At 70.1% G+C, this 22,348-nt stretch carries 18 protein-coding genes and 2 pseudogenes; 11 read left to right on the top strand and 9 right to left on the bottom strand.

Annotation, left to right across the window (positions count from 1 at the left end; genetic code table 11):
• Positions 1-104 precede the first annotated feature (104 nt).
• Positions 105-950 (top strand): annotated as a pseudogene (locus ACFU8W_RS27975) (DMT family transporter); the annotation flags it as partial.
• Positions 951-1,043: 93 nt separating this feature from the next.
• Here ACFU8W_RS27975 and ACFU8W_RS27980 read toward each other — a convergent pair.
• Positions 1,044-1,874 (bottom strand): alpha/beta fold hydrolase, encoded by an 831-nt coding sequence (locus ACFU8W_RS27980; protein ID WP_384042614.1) that lies wholly within the window; start codon positions 1,872-1,874, stop codon positions 1,044-1,046.
• Positions 1,875-2,168: 294 nt separating this feature from the next.
• Here ACFU8W_RS27980 and ACFU8W_RS27985 point away from each other — a divergent pair, with 294 nt between their 5' ends.
• From ACFU8W_RS27985 to ACFU8W_RS27995, 3 genes are all read left to right on the top strand, one after another.
• Positions 2,169-3,797, top strand: a complete 1,629-nt coding sequence (locus tag ACFU8W_RS27985) for an IS200/IS605 family accessory protein TnpB-related protein (RefSeq protein ID WP_384042617.1) — start codon at positions 2,169-2,171, stop codon at positions 3,795-3,797.
• Positions 3,798-3,853: 56 nt separating this feature from the next.
• Complete coding sequence (locus ACFU8W_RS27990; protein WP_384042620.1) at positions 3,854-4,738, top strand: RNA polymerase sigma-70 factor; 885 nt, start codon at positions 3,854-3,856, stop codon at positions 4,736-4,738.
• A gap of 260 nt (positions 4,739-4,998) precedes the next feature.
• Positions 4,999-5,763, top strand: a complete 765-nt coding sequence (locus ACFU8W_RS27995; RefSeq protein WP_384042623.1) for a GntR family transcriptional regulator — start codon at positions 4,999-5,001, stop codon at positions 5,761-5,763.
• A gap of 48 nt (positions 5,764-5,811) precedes the next feature.
• Here ACFU8W_RS27995 and ACFU8W_RS28000 read toward each other — a convergent pair whose 3' ends face one another.
• From ACFU8W_RS28000 to ACFU8W_RS28010, 3 genes are all read right to left on the bottom strand, one after another.
• Positions 5,812-6,969, bottom strand: coding sequence for an ROK family protein (locus tag ACFU8W_RS28000; RefSeq protein WP_384042627.1), 1,158 nt, complete (start codon positions 6,967-6,969; stop codon positions 5,812-5,814).
• Positions 6,970-7,069: 100 nt separating this feature from the next.
• Complete coding sequence (locus ACFU8W_RS28005; RefSeq protein ID WP_266988374.1) at positions 7,070-7,720, bottom strand: response regulator transcription factor; 651 nt, start codon at positions 7,718-7,720, stop codon at positions 7,070-7,072.
• Between the two features lie 4 nt (positions 7,721-7,724).
• A complete protein-coding gene (locus ACFU8W_RS28010) occupies positions 7,725-8,897 on the bottom strand; it encodes a sensor histidine kinase (RefSeq protein ID WP_384042630.1) in 1,173 nt (390 codons plus the stop codon).
• 107 nt (positions 8,898-9,004) lie between these two features.
• Here ACFU8W_RS28010 and ACFU8W_RS28015 point away from each other — a divergent pair, with 107 nt between their 5' ends.
• Positions 9,005-9,943, top strand: a complete 939-nt coding sequence (locus tag ACFU8W_RS28015) for an ABC transporter ATP-binding protein (RefSeq protein WP_384042636.1) — start codon at positions 9,005-9,007, stop codon at positions 9,941-9,943.
• Between the two features lie 2 nt (positions 9,944-9,945).
• On the top strand, positions 9,946-10,683 hold the full coding sequence (locus ACFU8W_RS28020) for an ABC transporter permease (protein ID WP_345511779.1): 738 nt from the start codon (positions 9,946-9,948) through the stop codon (positions 10,681-10,683).
• Between the two features lie 128 nt (positions 10,684-10,811).
• Here the strand turns inward: ACFU8W_RS28020 and mug are convergent, their stop codons facing one another.
• From mug to ACFU8W_RS28045, 5 genes and pseudogenes are all read right to left on the bottom strand, one after another.
• Positions 10,812-11,369, bottom strand: a complete 558-nt coding sequence (gene mug, locus ACFU8W_RS28025; RefSeq protein ID WP_384042640.1) for a G/U mismatch-specific DNA glycosylase — start codon at positions 11,367-11,369, stop codon at positions 10,812-10,814.
• Between the two features lie 19 nt (positions 11,370-11,388).
• Complete coding sequence (purB, locus tag ACFU8W_RS28030) at positions 11,389-12,831, bottom strand: adenylosuccinate lyase (RefSeq protein WP_266988384.1); 1,443 nt, start codon at positions 12,829-12,831, stop codon at positions 11,389-11,391.
• Between the two features lie 131 nt (positions 12,832-12,962).
• Positions 12,963-14,148: pseudogene (locus ACFU8W_RS28035) on the bottom strand (APC family permease).
• Between the two features lie 281 nt (positions 14,149-14,429).
• Entirely contained in the window at positions 14,430-17,147 is a 2,718-nt protein-coding gene (locus ACFU8W_RS28040; RefSeq protein ID WP_384042644.1) for an FG-GAP-like repeat-containing protein, read from the bottom strand.
• Positions 17,148-17,588: 441 nt separating this feature from the next.
• Positions 17,589-17,873, bottom strand: coding sequence for a hypothetical protein (locus ACFU8W_RS28045; protein WP_384042647.1), 285 nt, complete (start codon positions 17,871-17,873; stop codon positions 17,589-17,591).
• Here ACFU8W_RS28045 and ACFU8W_RS28050 point away from each other — a divergent pair.
• The 5 genes from ACFU8W_RS28050 to ACFU8W_RS28070 all read left to right on the top strand — a co-directional run bounded on the left by ACFU8W_RS28050 (position 17,860) and on the right by ACFU8W_RS28070 (position 22,080).
• Positions 17,860-18,426 carry a L,D-transpeptidase gene (locus tag ACFU8W_RS28050; RefSeq protein ID WP_384042650.1) on the top strand — a complete coding sequence of 189 codons (567 nt, stop codon included), beginning with the start codon at positions 17,860-17,862 and terminating at the stop codon, positions 18,424-18,426. The two genes, ACFU8W_RS28045 and ACFU8W_RS28050, sit on opposite strands and share 14 nt — an antisense overlap.
• 124 nt (positions 18,427-18,550) lie before the next feature.
• On the top strand, positions 18,551-18,985 hold the full coding sequence (locus ACFU8W_RS28055; protein WP_384042654.1) for a hypothetical protein: 435 nt from the start codon (positions 18,551-18,553) through the stop codon (positions 18,983-18,985).
• 178 nt (positions 18,986-19,163) lie between these two features.
• A complete protein-coding gene (locus tag ACFU8W_RS28060; RefSeq protein WP_384042657.1) occupies positions 19,164-19,790 on the top strand; it encodes an RNA polymerase sigma factor in 627 nt (208 codons plus the stop codon).
• Positions 19,787-20,548 (top strand): hypothetical protein, encoded by a 762-nt coding sequence (locus ACFU8W_RS28065; RefSeq protein WP_384042660.1) that lies wholly within the window; start codon positions 19,787-19,789, stop codon positions 20,546-20,548. Before ACFU8W_RS28060 ends, ACFU8W_RS28065 begins: the two co-directional genes overlap by 4 nt.
• A 383-nt stretch (positions 20,549-20,931) precedes the next feature.
• Positions 20,932-22,080 carry a glycosyltransferase gene (locus ACFU8W_RS28070; RefSeq protein ID WP_384042664.1) on the top strand — a complete coding sequence of 383 codons (1,149 nt, stop codon included), beginning with the start codon at positions 20,932-20,934 and terminating at the stop codon, positions 22,078-22,080.
• The last annotated feature ends 268 nt before the right edge of the window (positions 22,081-22,348 follow it).

Here is a 22,348-nt window from a genome sequence, read left to right on the forward strand (position 1 = left end):
TCCTCATACTGGGCGTATTCGGGCGTTCCGACAACGCAGCGAGGTGCCGTAGCTGTCGTCGTGCGCCCGCCAGGGATTACGGGACAGCCCTTAGCGTCGGCTCCATGAACGTGACTTCCGTACGCGGGGCGCTACTCGCGGCCTTCGCCTGCGTGCTCGTGGGCGCCTCCTTCACCGCCAACAGTGTTCTCGGCGACTATCCGTACGCGGGCGGCCAGGCGCTGCGCTACAGCCTTGCCGCGCTGTTGCTCCTGCCGCTCCTCCGCCGCGGGGTGCACTCCGGCCTCGCTCCCCTCCGCACACTCACCCGCCGCCGGTGGACCCGGCTCGCGCTGCTCGCAGCCGTCGGCATGGTCGGCTTCAACCTGGCGGTCCTGGCCGCCGAACGGTCTGCGGAACCCGCTGTTCCGGGCGTGTTCGTCGGCTGCGCCCCGATCCTTGTCGCCGTCCTCGTCCCACTGCTGGACGGCCGTCGTCCGACCCGGACCGTCCTGTGCGCGGCCGCGCTGGTCGTCGCCGGGGCCTTCACGGTCCAGGGCTGGGGCCGGACCGACGTGGCGGGCATCCTCTGCTCGGTCGCCGCGCTCGCGGGCGAGGTCGGCTTCGCCGTCCTGGCCGTACCGGTGCTGCGGCCGCTCGGGCCGAAACTGCTGTCGGCCGTTGTCTGCGCCATCGCTGCCGTCGAGTCGGCACTGCTCGGTGTCCTGCTCGACGGCAGCGGATTTCTGCGGATGCCCACACCCGCGGAGACGGCGGCGCTCCTGTGGCAGGCAGCCGTGGTCACGGTCGTCGGGTTCGTCTGCTGGTACATGGGCATGCAGCGCATCGGCGCCGAACGCGCCACGCTCTTCTCCGGGCTGATCCCGGTCTCAGCGGCACTCACCGCGCCGCTCGTCGGCACCGGTTCGTACGGGATCGCGCAGGCCGGCGGGAGTCTGCTGGTGGGTTGCGGAGTGGCGCTCGGTTCAGGTGTCCTGCGGCGCAGCAGGCCGAGAGGTTCCTCCGGTTCGAGGACCGGCGCCGACTCCGCGACCGGTACCCGTTCAGCGACTGGTGTCGAGGATGACGCGCGCCACGAGCGCGGGATCGTCGTTCATCGGCACATGACCGCAGCCGGGCAGACGTACCAGCCTGGCACCGGGAATGGCGTGCTTGGCCCTGACCCCCTGCCGGCGCAGCAGCAGCCGGTCGCGGCTGCCCCAGGCGATGGTCACGGGCAGCCCCGGCACATCCTCGGTGAAGGCGACATTGCGTCCGACCGCGAGAGTCTCGTGGAAACCGGTCGCTTCGCGCAGGGCGACAGTCTCCGAGACAACGGCCTCGGGTGAACGGCGCCCGGGCCTCGCGTAGATGGTGCTCGTCAGCGCCGCACGCCCGGCAGCGCTGCGCGAGAGCCGTTCGATCAACGGCACCGGCAGAACCAGTGCTCCCCGCCGCATCGCCCGCAGAGTGCCGAAGGCGTAGAGCCGCTCGCTCTCCGTCCAGAAGCCGGCGGGCGACAGCGCCGTCACCGACCGAACGAGCTTCTCGCGTCCCAACTCCAGGGCCAGCAGTCCACCGAGCGAATTCCCTGCGACATGAGGCCGGTCCAGGCCGAGCGCCTCACAGAAGGAGCTGAGCACCGGGACCACGCTCGCCAGGTCGTACGGAACGCCGTCCGGGAGCGCCGCGGAGACGCCGAAACCGGGCAGATCAATGGCTATGACATCCCGCGCCGATGCCAGTACCGGCAGCACCGGATCCCAGGCCTGACGATGGTGGCCGATGCCGTGGAGCAGCAACAACGGCTCCCCGGAACCGCTGCGCTCGTACGCCACGGACACGGTCCGCGGTCCTCCGGGAGAGTCGACGGTGAACGAGACCGAGGTGGCCATGCTGTTGCTCCCGGGGGGTGTCCGGCACGAATGCGCCTTGCTGAAGCAGCTCTGCGCAAAGGGACTTAGACGTCCCGTCAATAACAATTACCGTTCAGTAGTCCACAGTTCAAGGGGTTGCGAGCTGCTGTCGGTTGGCTGCACTGAAGTGAGTGGTGGTGTGCGGGAGTGAGTCCCGTCAGCGGGTTTGCGGGGGCGTGAACGGGGGTTCTGTGGTCGAATGGGTGACCTTGGCGGCTGCTGCTCGTTGGGCTGGACAGCGGGTGGCTGGCCTTTGAGGGCGGGGGTGATGTGGTGGGTGGTGTGAGGAAGTTGGCCGTGCCCTTCGTGGTGCCCGGGCCTTGCGGGGTGGCGGTCCGGGACCGGCTCAAGCACCTCACCTCCCGGGACGAGGAAGTCCTGCGTGCGGTCGGTGAGCATCAGGGCCGTCTGGCTTCCCGTGATCTCAAGGCCCGCTGTGCGGACGGTCTGGAGCACAGTGCTCAGACGTGGGCGTCGCGCAAGCGGGACCTGACGAAGGAGTCGTCGTCGCGGATCGCCGGTGCGATCACCAAGGCCACACACGATCAGTGGGCGCTCGCGCGCCGCTGCCAGGCAGCGCACATCCAGACGCTGGAAGCCGGGATCAGGACGCTGCGGCACCGCCTGTCCCTCCCGGTCGGTGAACCCGGAACGAAGCGGGCCGCAGGAGGCTACCGCTCCCGGAGCGAGTGGTTCCACAAGTCCCGCCGCCTCGCGGCCCTGGAGGCGCGGCATGCGGCCGTTGTCGCCGACCGGCAGGCCGGACGCGTGCGGGTCGTACGGGGCGGCAGACGTCTGCTCAGCACCCGCCACCACCTCGCCGAGGCCGGGCTCACCGAAGAACAGTGGCGGGAACGCTGGGAGGCGGAGCGGTGGTTCATCGCGGCGGACGGCGAGTCGGGGAAGCGGTTCGGGAACGAGACGATCCGCGTCACCCCGGACGGCGAAGTGTCCATCAGGCTGCCTGCCCCGCTCGCGCACCTGGCCAACGCCGGGCACGGCCGGTACGTCCTCACCACCCGGATCGCGTTCGCGCACCGGGGTGCGGAGTGGGCCGACCGCATCGCCGCCAACCGGGCCGTGGCCTACCGCATCCACCTCGACACCCGGCGCGGCCGCTGGTACCTCACCGCGTCCTGGCAGCGCCCCGTCGTGCAGACCATCCCGCTGGAGGCCGCCCGCGCCCGGGGCATGATCGGCGTCGACACCAACGCCGACCACTTCGCCGCCTACCACCTGGACCGGCACGGCAACCCCCTCGGAGACCCGCACCGCTTCGGCTTCGACCTGTCCGGGACCGCCGGTCACCGCGACGCGCAGATCCGCCACGCGCTGACCCGGCTGATCCACTGGGCGGTGCGTGTCGGTGTCGCGGCGATCGGCATCGAAGACCTCGACTTCACCACCGAGAAGACCCGGGAGAAGCACGGCCGCAGGAAACGGTTCCGGCAGCTCATTTCTGGTATTCCTACTGGGAAACTGAAGGCCCGGCTGGTGTCGATGGCCGCCGAACAGGGCCTGAGCATTGTCGCGGTCGACCCGGCCTACACCTCCCGGTGGGGTGGCCAGCACTGGCAGAAACCACTGGTCACCCCGCACCGCACCATGTCCCGTCACGATGCCGCGGGTATCGCGATCGGGCGACGCGCCCTCGGGCACCCGGTCCGGCGTCGGACGGCACCGCCCCCGCACGACCGGAGTGATCGTGCGGGGCATCGGACCGCCCAGGCCGGACCAGGCACCCGGGGGCGTGAGGGAACCCGCCCACCCGCAACGGACCGGCCCCCCGGAGGGCCGTCGCCGAACGGGACGCGAACGCGGGAACCCAGCGCATCCCACACCGTTCGGGATGCGCCCAGTACGCAGCAGTGGGTCCCGGACTCACTCACGCACACTGGCTAGGAACGGTTGGATGATTTGCGCTGGACACGGCCCGGAGCGTCGGCTGGGATGGGACGGTGACAGCCGACACCGTTACCGACGTCTTCGAAGAACACCGCCCCGTACTGACCGGGGTCGCCTACCGCATGCTCGGCCGGATCGCCGACGCCGAAGACGTGGTGCAGGAGGCGTGGCTGCGCTGGTCGGCCGCGCCACGCGACGACGTACGGGAGCCGCGTGCATTTCTCGTGCGGACCACCACCCGCCTCGCCATCGACCGGCTGCGCCAGCTGCAGATCCGTCGCGAGGCCTACGTCGGACCATGGCTCCCCGAACCGCTTGTCACCGACTTCGGCCCTGCCGTGCCCGACACTGCCGAGCAGGCCGTTCTCGCAGACTCCGTATCCGTCGCCGTTCTGGTCGTCCTCGAATCGCTCTCCCCGCTGGAGCGCGCCGTCTTCGTCCTGCGTGAGGCCTTCGGCTTCCCGTACGGGGAGATCGCCACGACGCTCGACAGGACCGAGGCCGCGGTGCGCCAGCTCGCCGGGCGTGCGCGGCGGCACGTGGAGGAGCGCAAGCCGCGTTACGACGTCGACCCGGCCCAGCGCCGTGACCTCACCGAACGGTTTCTCGCCGCGGCGGCGGGCGGCGACATCGAGGAGCTGCTGATGCTCCTCGCCCCCGATGTGCGTCTGGTCGGCGACAGTGGCGGAAAGTCCAAGGCGCCGCTGCGGATCATCGAGAGCCAGGACAAGGTCGGTCGCTTCCTCCTGGCCGTCGCACAGGATCAGCCTGCCGACTTCGAGATCCGGGTCATGGAGCTCAACGGTGGCCCCGCCCTGGTGGCGCTTTCCGGCGGTAAGCCTGATTCCGTCTTCCAGATCGACGTAAGGGACGGTGTCATCCAATGCGTATATATCGTCCGCAACCCTGACAAGCTTGCCAATCTGGCCGTCGAATAGTCGCCTGTCAGGCACCCTGCCCGGCCTGAGCTCCTCCAAGCCCCACGGACCCTCCGGACGTGGGGCTTTGTGCTGCGCGCGCCGCACGGCACCACGAACGTCCCGTGAACGCTCTGCGGCAGGGACCCGATTCGCAGCGTGACGGAACGAGGATTGGTCTTGACCAAGGTGGTGTGCCGCCCTATGGTCTCAACGTTAAGACAGGAACCTTTAATAAATAACGTCGCGGAAAAAGACGCTGGGTGATTGCGGAGGACAGGGTGGGGACCACGCAGCTGGAATCGGTGCAGGAGCCGAAGTACTGGCACCTCAAGACCGTCCTCAGTGAGGCACTCGACTCGGACTTTGCGGTGGGAGAGATCCTGCCCAACGAGCGCGAGCTCGCAGCCAGGTTCGGCGTCGCCCGGGCAACGCTCCGACAGGCTCTGGAGCAGCTCGAACTCGAAGGCAGGCTGCAGCGTCGCCGTGGCGTGGGGACCACTGTCGCCCCGCCGCGCGTGGGCGTCGCCGTCTCGACCGCGCAGCACGACTGGACGGGCGGCGCCGACGAGGCCTGGCAGCCGATCGGCTGTACCACCGCGACGGCGCCCGCCCCGGTCCTCGCCATGCTCGACGTGGAGAGCGACGAGCCGGTGCACATCGTTCGCCGGATCCGGGTCGCTCAGGGGCAGCCGGTCGCTGCGGAATTGCTGTACGTGCCGTCGGCGTCCGTGCCCGAACTGTCCGCGATCGAGAGCTCGCCGAGTGCCGCCCGCGCCCGCAGCGTCGTGCGGGAACTGCACCGTCTCGGCCTCGACGGCCAGGACCGCTCGGTGGAGCTCGGCTCCGCGCGAGCGGACGACGCCAAGGAACTCGACCGGCTCCCCGGCGCACCGGTCCTCGTCGTCACCACCCGTTACCTCGCGGCAGGCGGCACAGCTGCGGTCTCCGTCGCCACCTACCGGGCCGACACGTGCCGACTCACCTTCGGTGACTCCGGCGATCTGGAGATCAGCCACCCCGGCCAGGAGCGCCACGCGTCCTGAGCCCGGCCGGCCCCGCCGGCTTCGAACGAAACGCACGGCCCGTCGCGCTCAGCGGCGGGCCGTCACCGATCCCTCCACGGCGAAGAGCTGCTCCTCGACATGGTCGAGCGCCAGCCGCAGCGCGCCCGTGGCCACGGCCGCCTCGCCCAGCAGCGACAGCGCGACCCGCGGCGGCCGGAGACAATACCGGGCCAGCTCACCGCGGAGCGGATCCAGCACGCCGTCCAGTCCGGCGGCCCAGCCGCCGATGACCACCAGCTCCGGGTCGAGTGCCAGCACCAGCGCCGCCACATCGTGCACCAGCCGCTGGATGAACCGCTCCACCGCAGCCTGAGCCCGCACATCGCCGTGCCGGGCCTCCGCGAACACCGCGGCGACCGCCTGCTCGTCCAGCGGATCCAGCGGGGTGTCCGTCGTCGACAGCAGCTTCTCCGGTGTGACCTTGCGGCCGAGCAGATGGAGTGCGCCGATCTCGCCCGCCGCACCGCCGTAACCACGATGCAGCCGTCCGCCGATCAGTGAACCGGCCCCCGGGCTCAGCCCCGCCAGGACGAACACGATGTCGTCCGACTCGGTTGCGGCACCCTTCCAGTGCTCTGCCACCGCCGCGGCGTTGGCGTCGTTCTCCACGAGCACCGGACAGCGGAAGGAGCGCCGCAGGCGCTCACCGAGCGCGAGACCGGTCCAGTCCGGCAGCGCGGTGCCCAGGCGTACGGTCCCGTCGGCCTCCACGATCCCCGGACTTCCCACCCCGACCGCACGCAGGCTGCTCCGGGCCACCCCTGAGCGTCGCAGCAGATCGGCGACGACGGCCCGCACCCGGTCGAGCCGGTCGTCCGCGGAAGCCGTCTCGGACACCTCGCGGGAACCGGCGCCGATGATCCTGCCGTCCAGCCCCGACAGAAGTGCGGAGACGCGGTGCGGGCCGATCTCGATGCCGAGCAGATGTCCCGCCTCGGCGCGGAACCGGAACCTGCGGGCCGGCCTGCCCTGACGTCGGGTCTCGCCCTCGTCGGGCGCGGATTCGACGACCAGACCGGCCTCGAAAAGCCCCTCGACGACGCCCTCGACCGTTGGCCGGGACAGACCTGTGATACGAGTCAGATCCGTGAGCGTGGGGGAGTGGGCGCCCCTGAGGGCATGAAGTACCACCGCGGAATTGATCCGACGCAACAGCGACGGGTCCCCACCGGTCAACCGGCCCACGGTGTGTCCTCCCAGCTCGCGAGCATGTCAGGCGGATCGTACTCGCTGCCCGGAGGCGGAGCGACCGTGACCCGGAACAGGGATCCGGGCGCCGTCGGCGTCAGCCCGGAGCCACGAACCCCGACTCGTACGCAGCGATCACCGCCTGCGTCCGGTCCCTGGCCCCCAACTTGGCCAGTACGGCGCTGACATGGGTCTTCACCGTCTCGACACCGACCACCAGCTTGGCGGCGATCTCCGCATTGGACAGTCCCCGGGCCATCAAACGGAGCACCGCCCCCTCCCGCTCGGTGAGCGCCGCGCTCTCCATGGCCGCCTTGGCCTTGCTCGTCCCGTACTCGGCGGCGAGCTGCCGGACCGCGGCCGGGAAGAGCAACGACTCGCCCTCGGCGACCAGACGCACCGCATGCACGATCTCCGAGGGCCTGGCCCGCTTGAGCAGAAAACCGTCCGCCCCGGCGCGCAGCGCCTCGTACACGTACTCGTCGTTCTCGAACGTCGTCACCACCAGGATCTTCGGCGGATCCGGCACCGTGCGCAGCACTACCCGGGTTGCCTCGATGCCGTCCATCAAGGGCATGCGCACGTCCATCGCCACCACATCGGGGCGCAGCCGGCGCAGCAGCGGGATCACTGCGGCACCGTCGGCGGCTTCGCCCACCACCTCGATATCGGGCTGGGCCTCAAGCACCGCGCGCAGTCCTGCGCGCACGAGGGGTTCGTCGTCGACCAGAAGAACGGTAACCGGCATCCGGTCAGCGTAGGCCGTCCAGAGGGAGGCTCGCGTGCACCCTCCACTCGCCGTCGTACGGACCGGTCTTGGCCTTTCCGCCCAGGAGCGCGGCCCGCTCACGTATGCCCCGCAGTCCGCTGCCGCCGCCCGGCGTACCTATCGACCCGGTGAGCGGATTGGTCACCTCAAGCTCCAGCCAGCCGTCCGCGACTGTGATCCTCACCCGCACGGGGACGGACCCGGAGTGACGCAGCACATTGGTGAGGGACTCCTGCAGGATCCGGTACCCCTCGCGGGACACCGGTCCCGGTACCAACTCCACCGCACCGGAGACGTCGGCGTCGACCTTCGCCCCCGAACCGCGCGCCGAGTCCAGCAGCCGGTCCGCCTCGGCGAGTGTCGGCCGCTGTCCCACCGGTGCTTCCGACTCCCGCAGGACCCGGAGCACCCGCTCCAGATCGTCCAGTGCAGTCCGGCCCGTCTCCTCGATAGCGGCCAGTGCCCGCTCGGTGAACGCCGGATCGTTCGCCGCCCGCGCCGCACCTGCCTGGACGACCGCCACGGTCAGGGCGTGCCCGATCGAGTCATGCAGCTCGCGCGCAATGCGATTGCGCTCCAGCAACTGCTCGGTGCGCTCCTCCAGCGCGGTCAGCCGCTCCACCGGTGACGGACCGAGCAGTCGTCGCGCCGCCGCCGTGATCACCTTGCCGCATATCACGACAACTGCGAGCAGCAGGAGAAGAGGCACGGGTGCAATCAACGCGTACCACCAGTGCGGCTCCACCCCGCGGATCAGCCAGTCGTCGCTCGGGCCCGAACCCGACGCGGTGAGGACGAGGTCGACTGCCGTGGCGGACAGCCACACCGTCGCGAACCCGGCCACCACCGAGAGCAGCAGCCGCACCTCCAGCCAGACCACGGTCCGCCAGCGGGCCGCCCAGTTTTCTGCCGGAGCCGCGGAGATCGCTGCGTCGGGCCTGCCGCGCTCCGACGGCATCAGCAACAGCTGGGCCTGAACCCCCTCGGCGAGCCGCATTCCGGGGACCAGCCCCACGGGCACGGCAAAGATCATGAGGGCCCAGGGGGTGTCCATGGAGATGAACAGCCACACGCTGGCGACCGCGCACGGAATGAGCATGTGCAGCCAGCGGGTGTAGGTGACCGGCTCGGTGAGTGGACGGAGAAGGCGGCGCATGCCGCCATCGTGCCAGCCGTCGCGAATCTGGCGGCTCCCCCGAGCGAGGGAGATGATCCCCTCCGGCGGGGGAGGGCGGGAGCGGGCGCGGCGGCCAGGCTGAGGACATGACCAGCATCGACGTCCATGAGCTCACCAAGGAATACGGCGCGACCCGCGCCGTGGACCACCTCACGTTCAGTGTGCGACCCGGCCGGGTCACCGGCTTCCTCGGCCCTAACGGCGCCGGTAAGTCCACCACCATGCGACTCGTCCTCGGCCTGGACCGCCCGACCAGCGGCTCCGCGACGATCGGCGGTAAGAACTACGCCGCACTCGATCATCCGCTGCGCCGGGTCGGCGCGCTGCTCGATGCCCAGGCTGCCCACGGTTCCCGGACCGCGCGGAACCATCTGCTGGCTCTCGCGACGAGCAATGGTCTGGCTGCCGGCAGAGTTGAGGCGGTTCTGGAGGAGGCGGGTCTCGGCCGGGTCGGCGGCGACCGGATCAAGACGTTCTCGCTGGGTATGCGACAGCGCCTCGGCATAGCGGCCGCTCTGCTCGGCGACCCGGACGTCGTCATGCTGGACGAACCGTCGAACGGGCTGGATCCGGAAGGCATCATCTGGATCCGGGAGCTGATGAAACGGCTGGCCCGCGAGGGCCGCACAGTTCTCGTCTCCAGTCATCTGATGAACGAGACGTCGTCGTTCGCCGACCACCTCGTGGTCCTCGGGCGGGGCAGGCTCCTTGTCGACCTGCCGATGCAGGAATTCCTCGACTCCCGCAGCCGCCCACGCGTGCGCGTACGCACGACTGAGTCGGGGCGGCTCCGCGATGTGCTGACCGGCAAGGGACTCGAGCTCGTACAGAGCGACGACGGGCGCTGGATCGTCGAGGGTGCCAGGGCGGAGGAGGTCGGCGCCATCGCAGCCTTCGAGGGCATCCCCATTCTTGAACTCACCGACGAACAGGCCACTTTGGAGCAGGCCTATCTCGATCTCACAGCCGATGCGACGGAATTCGCGTCCGCAGTAGCATCACCCGCTACCCGTCAGGAGGCCTGACCATGTCGACCACCGACGTGCTCCGTTCCGAGTGGATCAAGATCAGATCGGTACGGTCCGTGTCCGGCTCCTTGACGGCGGTCTTCCTGGTGACACTCGCTGTCACCCTGCTTGCCTTCGCCACCGTTGGTCAGGCCGAGGCGGAGAACGGGGACACCGACCTGGTTTTCGGCGCCTTCTACGCACTGAACTTCGGCCAGATCGCTGCCATCAGCTTCGGCGCCACAGCGCTCTCTTCCGAGTATCTGAATGGCGCTTTGCGGATATCGCTCGCGGCGGTGCCGCGCCGTGACCTCTTCTACGCGGCGAAGATGACCCTCATCGGCGTGCTCGCCCTGGTGGTCGGGCTCGCCACCAGCTTCACCGCGTTCCTGGTGGGTCAGCTGTTCATGGGGAAATACGCGATCGGTCTGGGCGAACCCGGAGCTCTCCGAGCCGCCTTCGGCGGCGGCATATATCTCGCCCTCATGGCCCTGTTCGCCGCCGGCCTGACGGTGCTCTTGCGCAGCGCGGTCGCCGTGCTCAGCCTGCTCATCCCGTTCGTCCTGATCGTTTCCTTCGTGGTCGGGGACATCGCGAGCGGCGTGGCGCTCTATCTGCCCGACCGGGCCGGACAGTTGGTACTGCACCAGAATCCGGAAGGCAGTGTGGGGCCATGGGCGGGGCTGGCTGTCACGGCCGGCTGGGCAGGCCTCGCGCTGCTCGCCGGCTGGTGGGCGATGAGGCGCAGGGACGCCTGAGGACCGATCTCCCTTGGGTCGGTGGTGGGGCAGGTCGGGAGGTGATCGCGGAAGGCGCCGGGAACGGCGCCGGGCATGGGCTCCCCCGAGCTCTCGCAGACCTCTGGTGCTCGCTTCCGCAGAGCGACTCAGTCCGAAGGGCTGGGAGCGGTGAAGCCAGCCGCCGCGCGGAGGCGCCCGTACTCCTCGGCCATGCTCTGAGCAGTCCAGTGGGCGTTGAGGCCGCTGGGGTTGGGCAGGGCCCAGACCCGGGCACCGCCGATTGTCCGGTCCTGCGGGCCGATCTGTGCGTGACGCTCGCCGAAGGCGGTGCGGTAGGCGGTGACCCCCACCACCGCCAGCCACTGCGGGCGCAGTTGCTCGACCTTGGCCGTGAGGATCAGTCCGCCCTCGCGGAACTCCTCGGCGGTCAGTTCGTCGGCTCGCGCCGTGGCCCGGGCGACCACATTGGTGATGCCCAGACCGTAGGTCAGCAGCTCGCGCTGTTCCGAGGGCTTCAACTGGCGGGGAGTGAAGCCGGACAGGTGGAGCACCGGCCAGAAGCGGTTGCCGGGGCGGGCGAAATGGTGGCCCGTGGCACCCGTCATCAGGCTCGGGTTGATTCCGCAGAACAGCACGCGCAAGCCGCCGGCGACCACATCGGGAACGATGCGGTCGCGGGCGGCCTGGAGCTCTTCGGGGGTCATCCGGCGCTGGTTCCGACTGTCAGAGGATCGAGCCCGGCGTGTATCCCGCAGCCTCGGGGTGCTGCTTGGTGATCTCCTCGATCCGGGCGACGAGCGCGGTGACCTGGTCGCCGGCCGCTCCCGTGAAGGAGAGCTTGTCGGCCATCAGCGCGTCCAGCTGCTCCCGGTCCAGCGGGATGCGGTCGTCGGCGGCGAGCTTGTCGAGCAGTTCGTTGCGCTCCGTGCCCTGCTCGCGCATGGCCAGAGCGGCGGCGACGGCGTTCTCCTTGATGGCCTCGTGGGCGACCTCGCGGCCGACACCGGCGCGTACCGCACCCATCAGTACCTTGGTCGTGGCGAGGAACGGCAGGTACCGGTCCAGTTCGCGGGCCACGACCGCCGGGAACGCCCCGAACTCGTCGAGCACCGTGAGGAAGGTCTCCAGCAGACCGTCGAACGCGAAGAACGCGTCCGGCAGCGCCACCCGGCGGACCACGGAGCAGGACACGTCGCCCTCGTTCCACTGGTCGCCCGCCAGCTCACCCGTCATCGAGGCGTAGCCGCGCAGGATCACCATCAGTCCGTTGACGCGTTCGCAGGACCGGGTGTTCATCTTGTGCGGCATCGCGGACGAGCCGACCTGACCCGGCTTGAATCCCTCGGTCACCAGCTCGTGCCCGGCCATCAGCCGGATCGTCTTCGCGACCGACGAGGGCGCGGCGGCCAGCTGCACCAGTGCGGTCACGACGTCGTAGTCGAGCGAGCGGGGGTAGACCTGGCCGACCGAGGTGAACGCCTGTCCGAAGCCGAGGTGGCCGGCGATGCGCTGCTCGAGGTCGGCGAGCTTGGCGGCGTCACCGCCCAGCAGGTCGAGCATGTCCTGCGCCGTGCCGACGGGTCCCTTGATGCCCCGCAGCGGGTAGCGGCCCAGCAGGTCCTCCAGTCGACCGTACGCCACCAGCAGCTCGTCCGCCGCGGTCGCGAAACGCTTGCCGAGCGTGGTCGCCTGGGCGGCGACATTGTGGGAGCGGCCGGCGATGACCAGCTCGCCGTATTCGCCCGCAAGCCTGCCGAGCCGGGCCAGGACGGCCACGGTGCGGTCGCGCATGAGCTCCAGCGAGAGCCGGATCTGCAGCTGCTCGACGTTCTCGGTGAGGTCCCGGGAGGTCATGCCCTTGTGGACCTGCTCGTGCCCGGCGAGAGCGTTGAACTCTTCGATCCGTGCCTTGACGTCGTGCCGGGTGACCTTCTCGCGTTCCGCGATGGAGGCGAGGTCGACCTGGTCGAGGACACGCTCGTAATCGGCGAGGGCGGCGTCGGGTACCTCGATCCCGAGGTCCTTCTGAGCGCGCAGCACCGCCAGCCAGAGCTGGCGCTCCAGCTTCACCTTCTGCTCGGGGGACCAGAGGACGGCCAGCTCCGTGGAGGCATAGCGGCCGGCCAGGACATTGGGGATGCGAGGCTTCGCAGACACAGCAGTCACGTGTCCAGATTCTACTGGTGGTTTCTGCAGGCCAGCGCCGTGGTCGGGTTTGTGGCTTACGACAAACGCGGCCGTTCGTGCGACAGGGGCGCCCCGCGGCGGGCGGGCCGAGGGACCGGGGAGGTCGCTGTTCAGCGACTCGGACGGTGTCGGCGCCTGCCCCTGCGTACGCCATAGGCGGCCGCGCCGACCAGCACCACGCATGCGCCCGACAGAACCGAATGCAGGGGAAGCGTGAATGCCAGGACCAGGCAGCCCACCATGCCGAGGGCCGGAACGGCACGTGGAGGGCGGCCCTCGGACGGCGTGAGGGTCCAGGCGGCCGCATTGGCGACGGCGTAATAGAGCAGGACGCCGAACGAGGAGAACCCGATCGCGCCCCGGACATCGCCGGTGGCGGCCACGAGGGCGGCGACCGCGCCTACGGCCAGTTCTGCGTGGTGCGGGACGGCGAACCGGGGGTGGACGGTGGCCAGGGCACGCGGCAGGTGGCGGTCGCGGGCCATTGCCAGCGTCGTACGGGAGACGCCGAGGAGGAGGGCGAGCAGGGAACCCAGTGCGGCGAGTGCCGCACCGATGCGGACCACCGGTGCCAGGCCGGGCGCGCCGGCCGCGCGGACCGCGTCCGCCAGCGGAGCCGTGGCGTCGGCGAGCCGGGCAGACCCGAGCACCGACAGCAGCGCCACAGCCACCGCCGTGTACACGATCAAGGTGATGCCGAGAGCAAGAGGGATGGCACGGGGGATCGTGCGGGCCGGATCGCGGACCTCCTCGCCCAGCGTGGCGACGCGGGCGTATCCGGCGAAGGCGAAGAACAGCAGCCCCGCCGCCTGCAGCACCCCGCCCGCCGTGGCGTCGCCCCCGGGCACCAGCCGGGACGGCTCGACCGTGTCGCCGGTCAGACACGTGGTGACGGCGGCGGCCAGGACCGCGAGGACCACCGCCACGATCACCCTGGTCAGCCCTGCGGATTTCTGCACGCCCCGGTAGTTCACGGCGGTGAGAGCCACCACGGCGCCGACCGCCACAGCATGGGCCTGGCCCGGCCAGGCGTAGGCGCCGACCGTCAGGGCCATGGCTGCGCAGGAGGCGGTTTTGCCGACGACGAAGCTCCAGCCGGCCAGGTAGCCCCAGAATTCTCCCAGGCGCTCACGCCCGTAGACGTACGTACCGCCGGAGGCCGGATAGCGGGCGGCGAGCCGAGGACGTGGCATTGCAGTACGCCACGACCGCAGCCACACCCAGCCCGATCAGGAGCCCCGACCCGGCCGCCGCCGCGGCGGGTGCCGGCGCGGCGAAGACACCGGCCCCGATCATCGACCCCAGCCCGATGACCACCGCGTCGAACACACCCAGTCGCCGTCCGAGTCCGCCGCCGTCGGACGCGTCACCGCCGCCGGACCCGTCAGCGCCGACCGCACCACCGCCGGGCACACCCGCCACGCCACTCACCCTTTGCCTTCACTCGCAGTCGCTGTCCGTAGGGGCGCACCGTACAGACCGAAGGTGACGAGGCGGTGCCCGCGCCCACGCATGACCGGAGCCCCTCGGGTGAGGCCGAGGGGCTCCGGGGTCCCTGTGCGGGGGGAGGACGGGAGTTACGGGGCCAGGTTCAGCCCGATCCGGATACCGGTGGATGAACCGAGCGCCGACACCCCGTAATAGAGGCCGGTGCCGGTGACGATGCCCGAGGTGCTGGTGTTGTCCATCTGCAGGATCGTGCCGTTGTTGGCGTCCTCGCCGTCCGCGCCGATCGCGATGTCCGCCCGGGAGTAGCCGGAGAGATCGGTGAGCGACACGGACGAGCCGAGCCGGTCGTTCGGCTCGGTGGAGCCGGGGATGCCGGTGGTGTCCTGGCTGTATCCGACCGCCCCGGTGCCGGGGGGACCGGTGGCGGAGCCGCGGATCAGGAAGACCTGTCCGGCGTTGCTCTGGTTGACGCCGCCACGGGTGATGTCCTCGCCCGGGGCACCGGTGAGGATGTCGCCGTACCCGTCGAGGTCGACGTCGCCGATGGAGACGGACGCCCCCATGTCGTCGCCGGTCTCGCCGCCGCCCGGTACGCCGGTGGTGTCCTGGTGGATCGTCTTGCGGCCGGTCGAGGTCAGGCCGGTCGCCGAACCGAAGACCGCAGTGACGGCGCCGCCCTTGGCGGTGTGCCCGGACTCGGTGGCGGAGGGCTGTCCGACCGCGAGGTCGGTCGCACCGTCGCCGTTGATGTCACCGGCGGCCAGCGAACGTCCGCCGCGGGCGTCGAGGATGCCGACCCGCTGGAGACCGGTGGTGGAACCCTTCAACCACAGCAGGCGCCCGATGCCGCTCGGGTCACGGTAGCTGACGGCAGTGTCCGCGTAGCCGTCCTTGTTGAAGTCGCCGGTGACCGAGGCCGCGTAGCTGACCGCGGAGGTGTAGGCGGTGGTGTTCAGATATCCGGACTTTGCTGCGCCGGTCCTGCCGTCCCAGGCCCACCAGCGGCCGGGCTTGCCCGGCGCGACGGAGAAGATGTCGGCCTTGCCGTCGGCGTTGAAGTCACCGGTGGTGACGGACGTACCGAGCTTTTCGCCGCCGATCCGCCCGGACGACGTGACCGAGTAGCCCTTGCCGGTCGTGAGGCCGGGACCGTACATCACGACGACCGTGCCGTTGTCGGCCTGGGTGATGTCCTCGCCGGGCCCGCCGACGACCAGATCGGCGTACCCGTCGCCGTTGACGTCGCCCCAGGCGTTGGACGAGCCGAACTGGTCGCCCGCCTCGGAGCTGCCGGGCACGCCCGCGCTGTTCTGGTTCAGCGTCCGCTTCGCCGCCGAGTTCGGGCCGTCCTCGGTGCCGGGCAGCACGGTGACGCTTCCGTCGCTGCTCGCCGCCTTCGGGAGGCCGACGATCAGGTCGGTGATGCCGTCCCGGTTGAAGTCGGTGGTCGGGATCGCGGCGTTGCGGGTGCCGTTGGTGGCGTATGTCCGGATGGAACTGAGCCTGGAGTACAGGTACGTGCCGGGGCACTTGGTGGCGTACCCGTCGCGGTGTCCGGCGATGGTGTTGAACGTGACGTCACCGTCGGGCGCGGTGTTTCCGTCGGCATCGGTGACGAGGCGGGTCAGCGTCACCTTGGCGGTGGGGCTGACGCCGTACTGACCGAGCTTCCAGGCGGCGATGCGGGCCGCGGACTGCAGCGCGGCCGGAGTCGGCTTGCCCGTCTCGAAGTTGCCGAGCAGCGAAATGCCCGTCGAGTAGGAGTTGAAGCCGTACGTGTGGGCGCCCTTGACCGGCAGGTCGGCGCCGCCGGCGCGGCCCTCGAAGATCTGACCGCACTTGTCGACCAGGAAGTTGTAGCCGATGTCGTTCCAGCCGTCGGTCTTCACGTGGTAGGTCATGATCGCGCGGACCATCGCGGCCGAGTCGCCGCAGCTGTAGTTGTTCGTGTCGACGGTGTGGTGGATGAAGACCGCCTGCACCTTGTCGATGTACTCGGGCGGATCCTCGACCAGCGACTCGTCGGCGCCCCACTGGACACGGCTGATGATCGGCGGCCGGTTGACCGTCGACGGCGGTGCTGTGGGTGCGGGAGTCGGGGTGGCCGTGTCCGTGGGCTTCGCGGTGACGGACTCCGTCGGGGTGACGGGGGCCGTCTGCGTCGGGGTGACGGCAGTGGTCTCCGTCGGAGAGGCGGCGTCCGTGGCCGACGGTGTTCCGGGACCGGTCGGCGTGGCGGTGTCGGTGGCAGCACCGGCGGTGTCCGACGCCGTGGGCGTCGAGGTCCCCTCCAGCGCGAACGCCGCATTCTCAGGACCGCCGGGGGCGAGGGTCGCCCCCGCAGGGTTCTTGGACTCCGCCTTGCTGACGCCTGGGTCGACCATGTGCAGTTTGAGGCCCTTCGGCAGCGCCTTGCCCTGCCGCCCCGACCCCACCTTCACCTGTACGGCGTCCGACGCTCCGACCCACAGCGGCTCGGTGGCGCGGTGCGCGGCGGCCTGCTCCCGCCCGTCCGGTCCGTCGGGGGACACCTCCAGCTCGCGCCAGGACGACCACGTGCCCTTGTCGGCCGACCGCGTACGGACCTGAGCGGTGGCGTCCACCTTCGCCGCTCCGTCCCAGCCGATGCCGACCAGCGAGAACGGCGCCGTGCTGGTGGTCGGCAACTGCCGCTCCGTGGCGGTGCCACCACTGATCGCGAGCGACCGCAGCGTCGCCGGACGCGCCTTTGGGCCCTTGGGACCGGCCGCACCGTCGGACGGATTCGCGATGGCGACCGTCACCACGCCGGCCCCGCCGAGAACGACGGCGCCGACGGTCAGCCAGGCGCGGCGTTTCAGGCTCATCGGTCTGTACGCATGCGACGTGCGCGGGCTCAAATGCCCCACCCCTCAGAGAAGTTTGCCGGAGGCACACCCGTCACACAGGCGGCCTGGGTTACCCAGCGCACGCAGGTGTCGAAACGTCACACAGCTCGGCCTCGTGTGGCGTGCATCACGGTTTGGGCGGCGACGGCGGGGGCGGCGATGGGGTGGCTGGACCGCCCGTGGTCGAGCTGGTGACGATTCATCCGAAATGTTCGCGGGCTCGCGTGTTGATGGCAAGCTGATATATAACCGCGTCGCTCTCGCCGTCCCGCCTTCTCCCCGCCTCTCTCGCCGGCGGCCGGGACGCCCACTTCACCTGCCCCCGGAGGAATGCGCCGTGCTGCCCTTTTCCCGAAAGATGCCCATCATTGTGGCCGTTGCCGGCGTCATGCTCCCGGCGTCGGCCTGCGGCCGGCAGGATCACGGCGCCGCTGCCGCAGATGTCGTGCCGAGTTCCCGTAGCGAGGCTGCGAAGGTGCCGAACGCGTCCCACTCTCCCAGCAGTTCCGCCTCGGCCTCGGCCTCGGCCTCCGCCTCCGCGTCCCCTTCCGCGTCGGCCTCCGCCTCCGTATCCGTGAAGCCGTCCGGCAGCCGTTCGCCGTCCGCCGGTGGGACGGGGACGCATGCGGACGGCGGTAAGGGGGGCGGCCAGGCGCCGACATCGGCGCCCTCCTTCCCCGTGCCCGCTTCCGTGGGTGACGCCACGCAGCTCATCACCGTGAAGGCGAGCGGTTCGTACGCCACCGTCACGGCGTGGGCCAAGGGTTCGGGCGGCTGGAAATCGGTCCTCTCCACGAGCGGCCGGGTCGGGTCGAACGGTGTCGTGGACGGTGCCACCCGCAAGCAGAGCACGTACACCACGCCCTCGGGGACGTACACCATCACCGAAGGCTTCGGTGTCGAAGCCGGGGGCACGGCCATGCCGTACACCCGGGTCAACTCCAGCCACTGGTGGGTGGAGGACCCGGAGTCGAAGTACTACAACTCGATGCACTCCTCCGCCGGTGCGGACTTCCCCCTTGTCGAGACCGGTGACCGGGGGAGCGAACACCTTGTCAACTATCCGACGCAGTACGCCAAGGCATTAGTGATCAACTTCAACCGCTGGCCGGCCACCCCCGGTCGCGGGGCCGGAATCTTCCTTCACGTCAACGGGAGTGGGGCGACCGCGGGGTGCGTCTCGGTGCCGCGCGCCACCATGGACAGCATCATGGCGTGGATCAAACCCTCCGCCCATCCGCGTATCGCCATCGGCTGATGCGGTGGGGCCTGCCGACGCGTGAGAGGAACGGTGGGTTGTACAACTGGCTGGAACTCGCCGTATGAGAACAGACACGTCCGATACCTGTGATGCTCTCCGGCCGTCCGTCGCTGGGGCAGGCATGGATAGTGATCTTGAGAAGCTTCCTGCGGTGTCGGAGATGCGTGCCTATGTCACGCGCTTCGTCGCGCAGCTGACCGAGCGGAACCGACTGCCGCTCGACTACTCCGTGGTCAGCCTGCGGCTCGTCGACCTGATCGTCGACGGGCTGCGGCACAGCCGGCCGGAGCGGGCACAGGTCGAGCCGTTTCTGCGGGGGCTGGGCGCGTACACCGGCGAAGTCATGGTGCGCCGGGCCGGCGGCCGGTGGGTGGACCTCGACGACGGCCAGCGGGAGCTGTTCGGACAGCCGGCGGGTGTCCGCATGCCCGACGGGCGGGTCTGGAACCCGATCGGGAAGGTGGCGAACCGATTCGAGTCGGCGTCGGAGGAGCCGCTCCAGCGCTTCTACCTGCTGCTGCACGGGCGCGCCCGCCGCCCCGTCGCCGCCCTGTGACCTGGGTGGATCCGGACTCGCGCAGCAGATTGCCCTCGCATCGCGAACCCCCTGGCTGTGACATTTCTGTGTGCCCTCACGCAGAGGAAGTAGAGGGGTGGACGGGCCGAGGGACGAGGGCCCGGTGAGCCGTTTCGGGGCGGTATACGTCGGACGCAGTCGGTACGAAGAGGAAAGTGTGGCCAAAGGCGGGGAACAGCGCCGCGGGCAGATGGACGACGTCGAGCTCGGCGCCGCGGTGGAGCGGGCTCAGCAAGGTGACGAGGAAGCCTTCGCCGTGGCGTACCGGCTGGTTCATCCCGGGCTGCTCGGCTACGTACGGGGACTGGTCGGCGAGGACGGCGAGGACGTGGCGTCCGACGCCTGGTTGGAGATATCCCGTGACCTCGGACGGTTCCGTGGGGACGGGGCGGGGTTTCGCGGCTGGACCGCGACGATCGCCCGGCACCGGGCGCTGGACCACTTGCGCAAGCAGCGGCGGCGGCCGCGAACAGCATTTCTGGAGCAGGACATCCTCGAACTGCCGGACGGTCAGGACACCGCCGGATCCGCCCTGGAGACACTCTCCACCCAGCAGGCGCTCGCACTCATCCGCGAGTTGCCGCGGGAGCAGGCGGAAGCCGTTCTGCTCCGTGTCGTCGTCGGCCTCGACGGTCCCGCGACGGCGCGGGTACTCGGCAAACGTGCGGGGGCCGTACGCACCTCCGCCTACCGTGGGCTGAAGAGGTTGGCCGAACATCTGGGATCAGGAGGGTCGGGCAGTGTGACGTCTGCGTCACGCCGCACGCTGAGAGATGAGACATGAGAGATGAATCGCCACAGGCGACCGATGCGCCGGTATCCCCCGAAGTGGCCGCTCTGCTGGCAGCCGTGCAACGTTCCGGTGAGGCCGGCCCCGTAGCCGAGCAACGAGCGCTTGACGCCTTCCGGTCGGCGCGCGACGAGGGGGCAATCGCACCCGCGTCGCCGCTGCGGCGTCGCAGACGCGATGACTGGCGACCGGTCGAGCGGCTGCGCTTCGTCCGCTCGGCGCGGGCGATGATCGTCGGCTTCGCGGCCGCTGCGGCGCTCGGCGGGGTCGCGGTGGCCGCGGGGTCGGGCGCGATGCCGACACCGTTCGATGACGACGGGCGCGACCGGACGCGTCCCGAACACCCCGCGAGGAGTGACTCCACCGCATCCGATGCGCCCGGCAGCCCCCAGTCAGGTGCGCCGAATCCCGCCGCAGGCCGTACACAACAAGGGCCGACGGATCTGCCGGGCGCCGGTCGATCCGCCGGCCACCCGGACCAGGCACAGGACGACGAGGCGCACTGCCGTGCGTACCGCCTGGATCAGGGGAAGGGAAAGGCCGCGGACGCTACGGCCTTCGACCGCCTGGAGGCTGCGGCCGGTGGCGCATCGGCGGTGCCGGGCTACTGCGACGGGCTTCTCGGTCCCCAGACATCGAAGGACAAGGACCGGACGGACAAGGGGAAGTCGGATGTACCGGACCCTGGGCAGGCCTCGGAATCGGTGAAGGGCAACCGGAACGCCGCCCAGAGCGACTCCACCGCACGCTGAGACCGGCCCTGGACGGGGAGTTCACCCCGGTGGGGCACAACCACGCTGTCATGGCTGAGTCCGGTCAGGACCGCTTCGGACCGGACGGAACCCGGGCCCGGTCCGACGACCCCTCGGACTGTGCTGAGGCGGTCCCTGGGCGGTGGGACGGATTGCCGAATCACCCTTCTGAGGGGCGGGAGCCGGCGTGGAAGAGGGCGTGATCGACCTGGTTCGTCCGGTCGGCAGCGGCAACGGCGTGACTGTCCGGGTGACGGGCCGCGATGCCGTGGGGGACCCGTGCGATTGCGACCCCGGTGCCCCTACTCCGGCGTGCCGCCACCACCTTCCCGGGTGGTTTCCCTAAGGTCTCTCGGACCTACTTGCCGGGGATTGGTGTTGCCATGAAGCCGTCCATCTACCTGTGCATGATCGTCAAGAACGAGGCGCGCGTCATTGAGCGCTGCCTCGCTTCCGTCCGCGGTCTGGTGGACACCTGGGTGATCTCCGATACCGGCTCGACCGATGGAACCCAACGGCTGATCCGTGCCGCACTCGACGGCATCCCGGGCGAACTCCACGAGGATCCCTGGGTGGACTTCGGCCACAACCGGAGCCTGAACATCCGGCGTGCGCACGCCAAAGCCGACTACCTGCTTCTCCTGGACGCCGACCTGGTGGTCCGCAGGACCGGTCCACTGCTCCTGCTGACCGCCGACTCGTACTTACTGCGGCACGAGGGCGCGACCGAGTGCCGCAGCAAGCGCCTGGTCCGCGGTGACATCGCCTGGCGGTACGAAGGCGTCGCCCACGAGTTCCTCACCGCCGACCAGCGCGACGACGAGGAGCTGCTGGACGCTCTCGTCATCGAGGACCACGACGACGGAGGATCGCGGCACGACAAATTCGAACGCGACGCACGGCTGCTCGGCGCCGAGCTCGAACGCGACCCCGCCAATGCCCGCACCGTCTTCTATCTGGCCCAGACCATGCGCGACCTCGGCGAGAGGGAGAAGGCGATCGCGCTGTACGAGCGCCGTGCGCAGATGGGGGGCTGGAGCGAAGAGGTGTACTGCTCGCTGCTGCAGGCCGGGATCCTCAGAGCCGACTCCGACGACTGGCCGTCCGCCATGGATGCCTTCTCGCGCGCCTGGGAGGCCCGCCCGGAACGGCTCGAAGCCTGCTACGAACTCTCCTCGCGGCTGCGCGGCCTCGGCCGCCATCACGCCGCACACGCCTTCGTCTGCGCGGGACTCGACCGGGAGGCGCCGGACGACCTGCTGTTCGTCCAGCCCTGGGTGTACCGCTGGGGGCTGCTCTTCGAGTACTCGGTCACCGCCTGTCGGGTCGGTGACATCGACGGATCGCTCCGGGCCTGCGACCGGCTGCTGTCGATGCCGGATCTCCCCGACGCCTATCGCCGACAGACGCTCACCAACCGGGAGTTCGCGGAGCGGCGGCAGGCTGCGCGGACCGCCTCGTGGGCGTCGCCCCCGGACTGGCGGAGGGGCCCGCACCTCACGGTCGGCAGCTGCAGCAGCTGCCACGCCTGACGCATCGCCCGTTCGAGCACGTGGCAGCCCGCGACACCAGGTTCTCAGTGCCGGACGTTCGACTGTCTTTCATGAACCGGCAAGAGCTGCTCACGGCGACCCAGGCCCTCGTCCGGCCGGACACCGAACACCTCGAGTGCGCGGAGGGCGGGCGTGCCGGGCGGTGCGCCGGGGCAAAGCTTGCCGGGAGGGGCACTAGGGCGTGTGTCGGAAGTCCCGCCTGCCCGGCGACGCCTGGCACGCACGCTCGCCGCGTTGTCGGGCTCGC

It is taken from the genome of Streptomyces sp. NPDC057565, assembly GCF_042801455.1.
GTDB classification, from domain to species: Bacteria; Actinomycetota; Actinomycetes; order Streptomycetales; family Streptomycetaceae; genus Streptomyces; species Streptomyces yanii.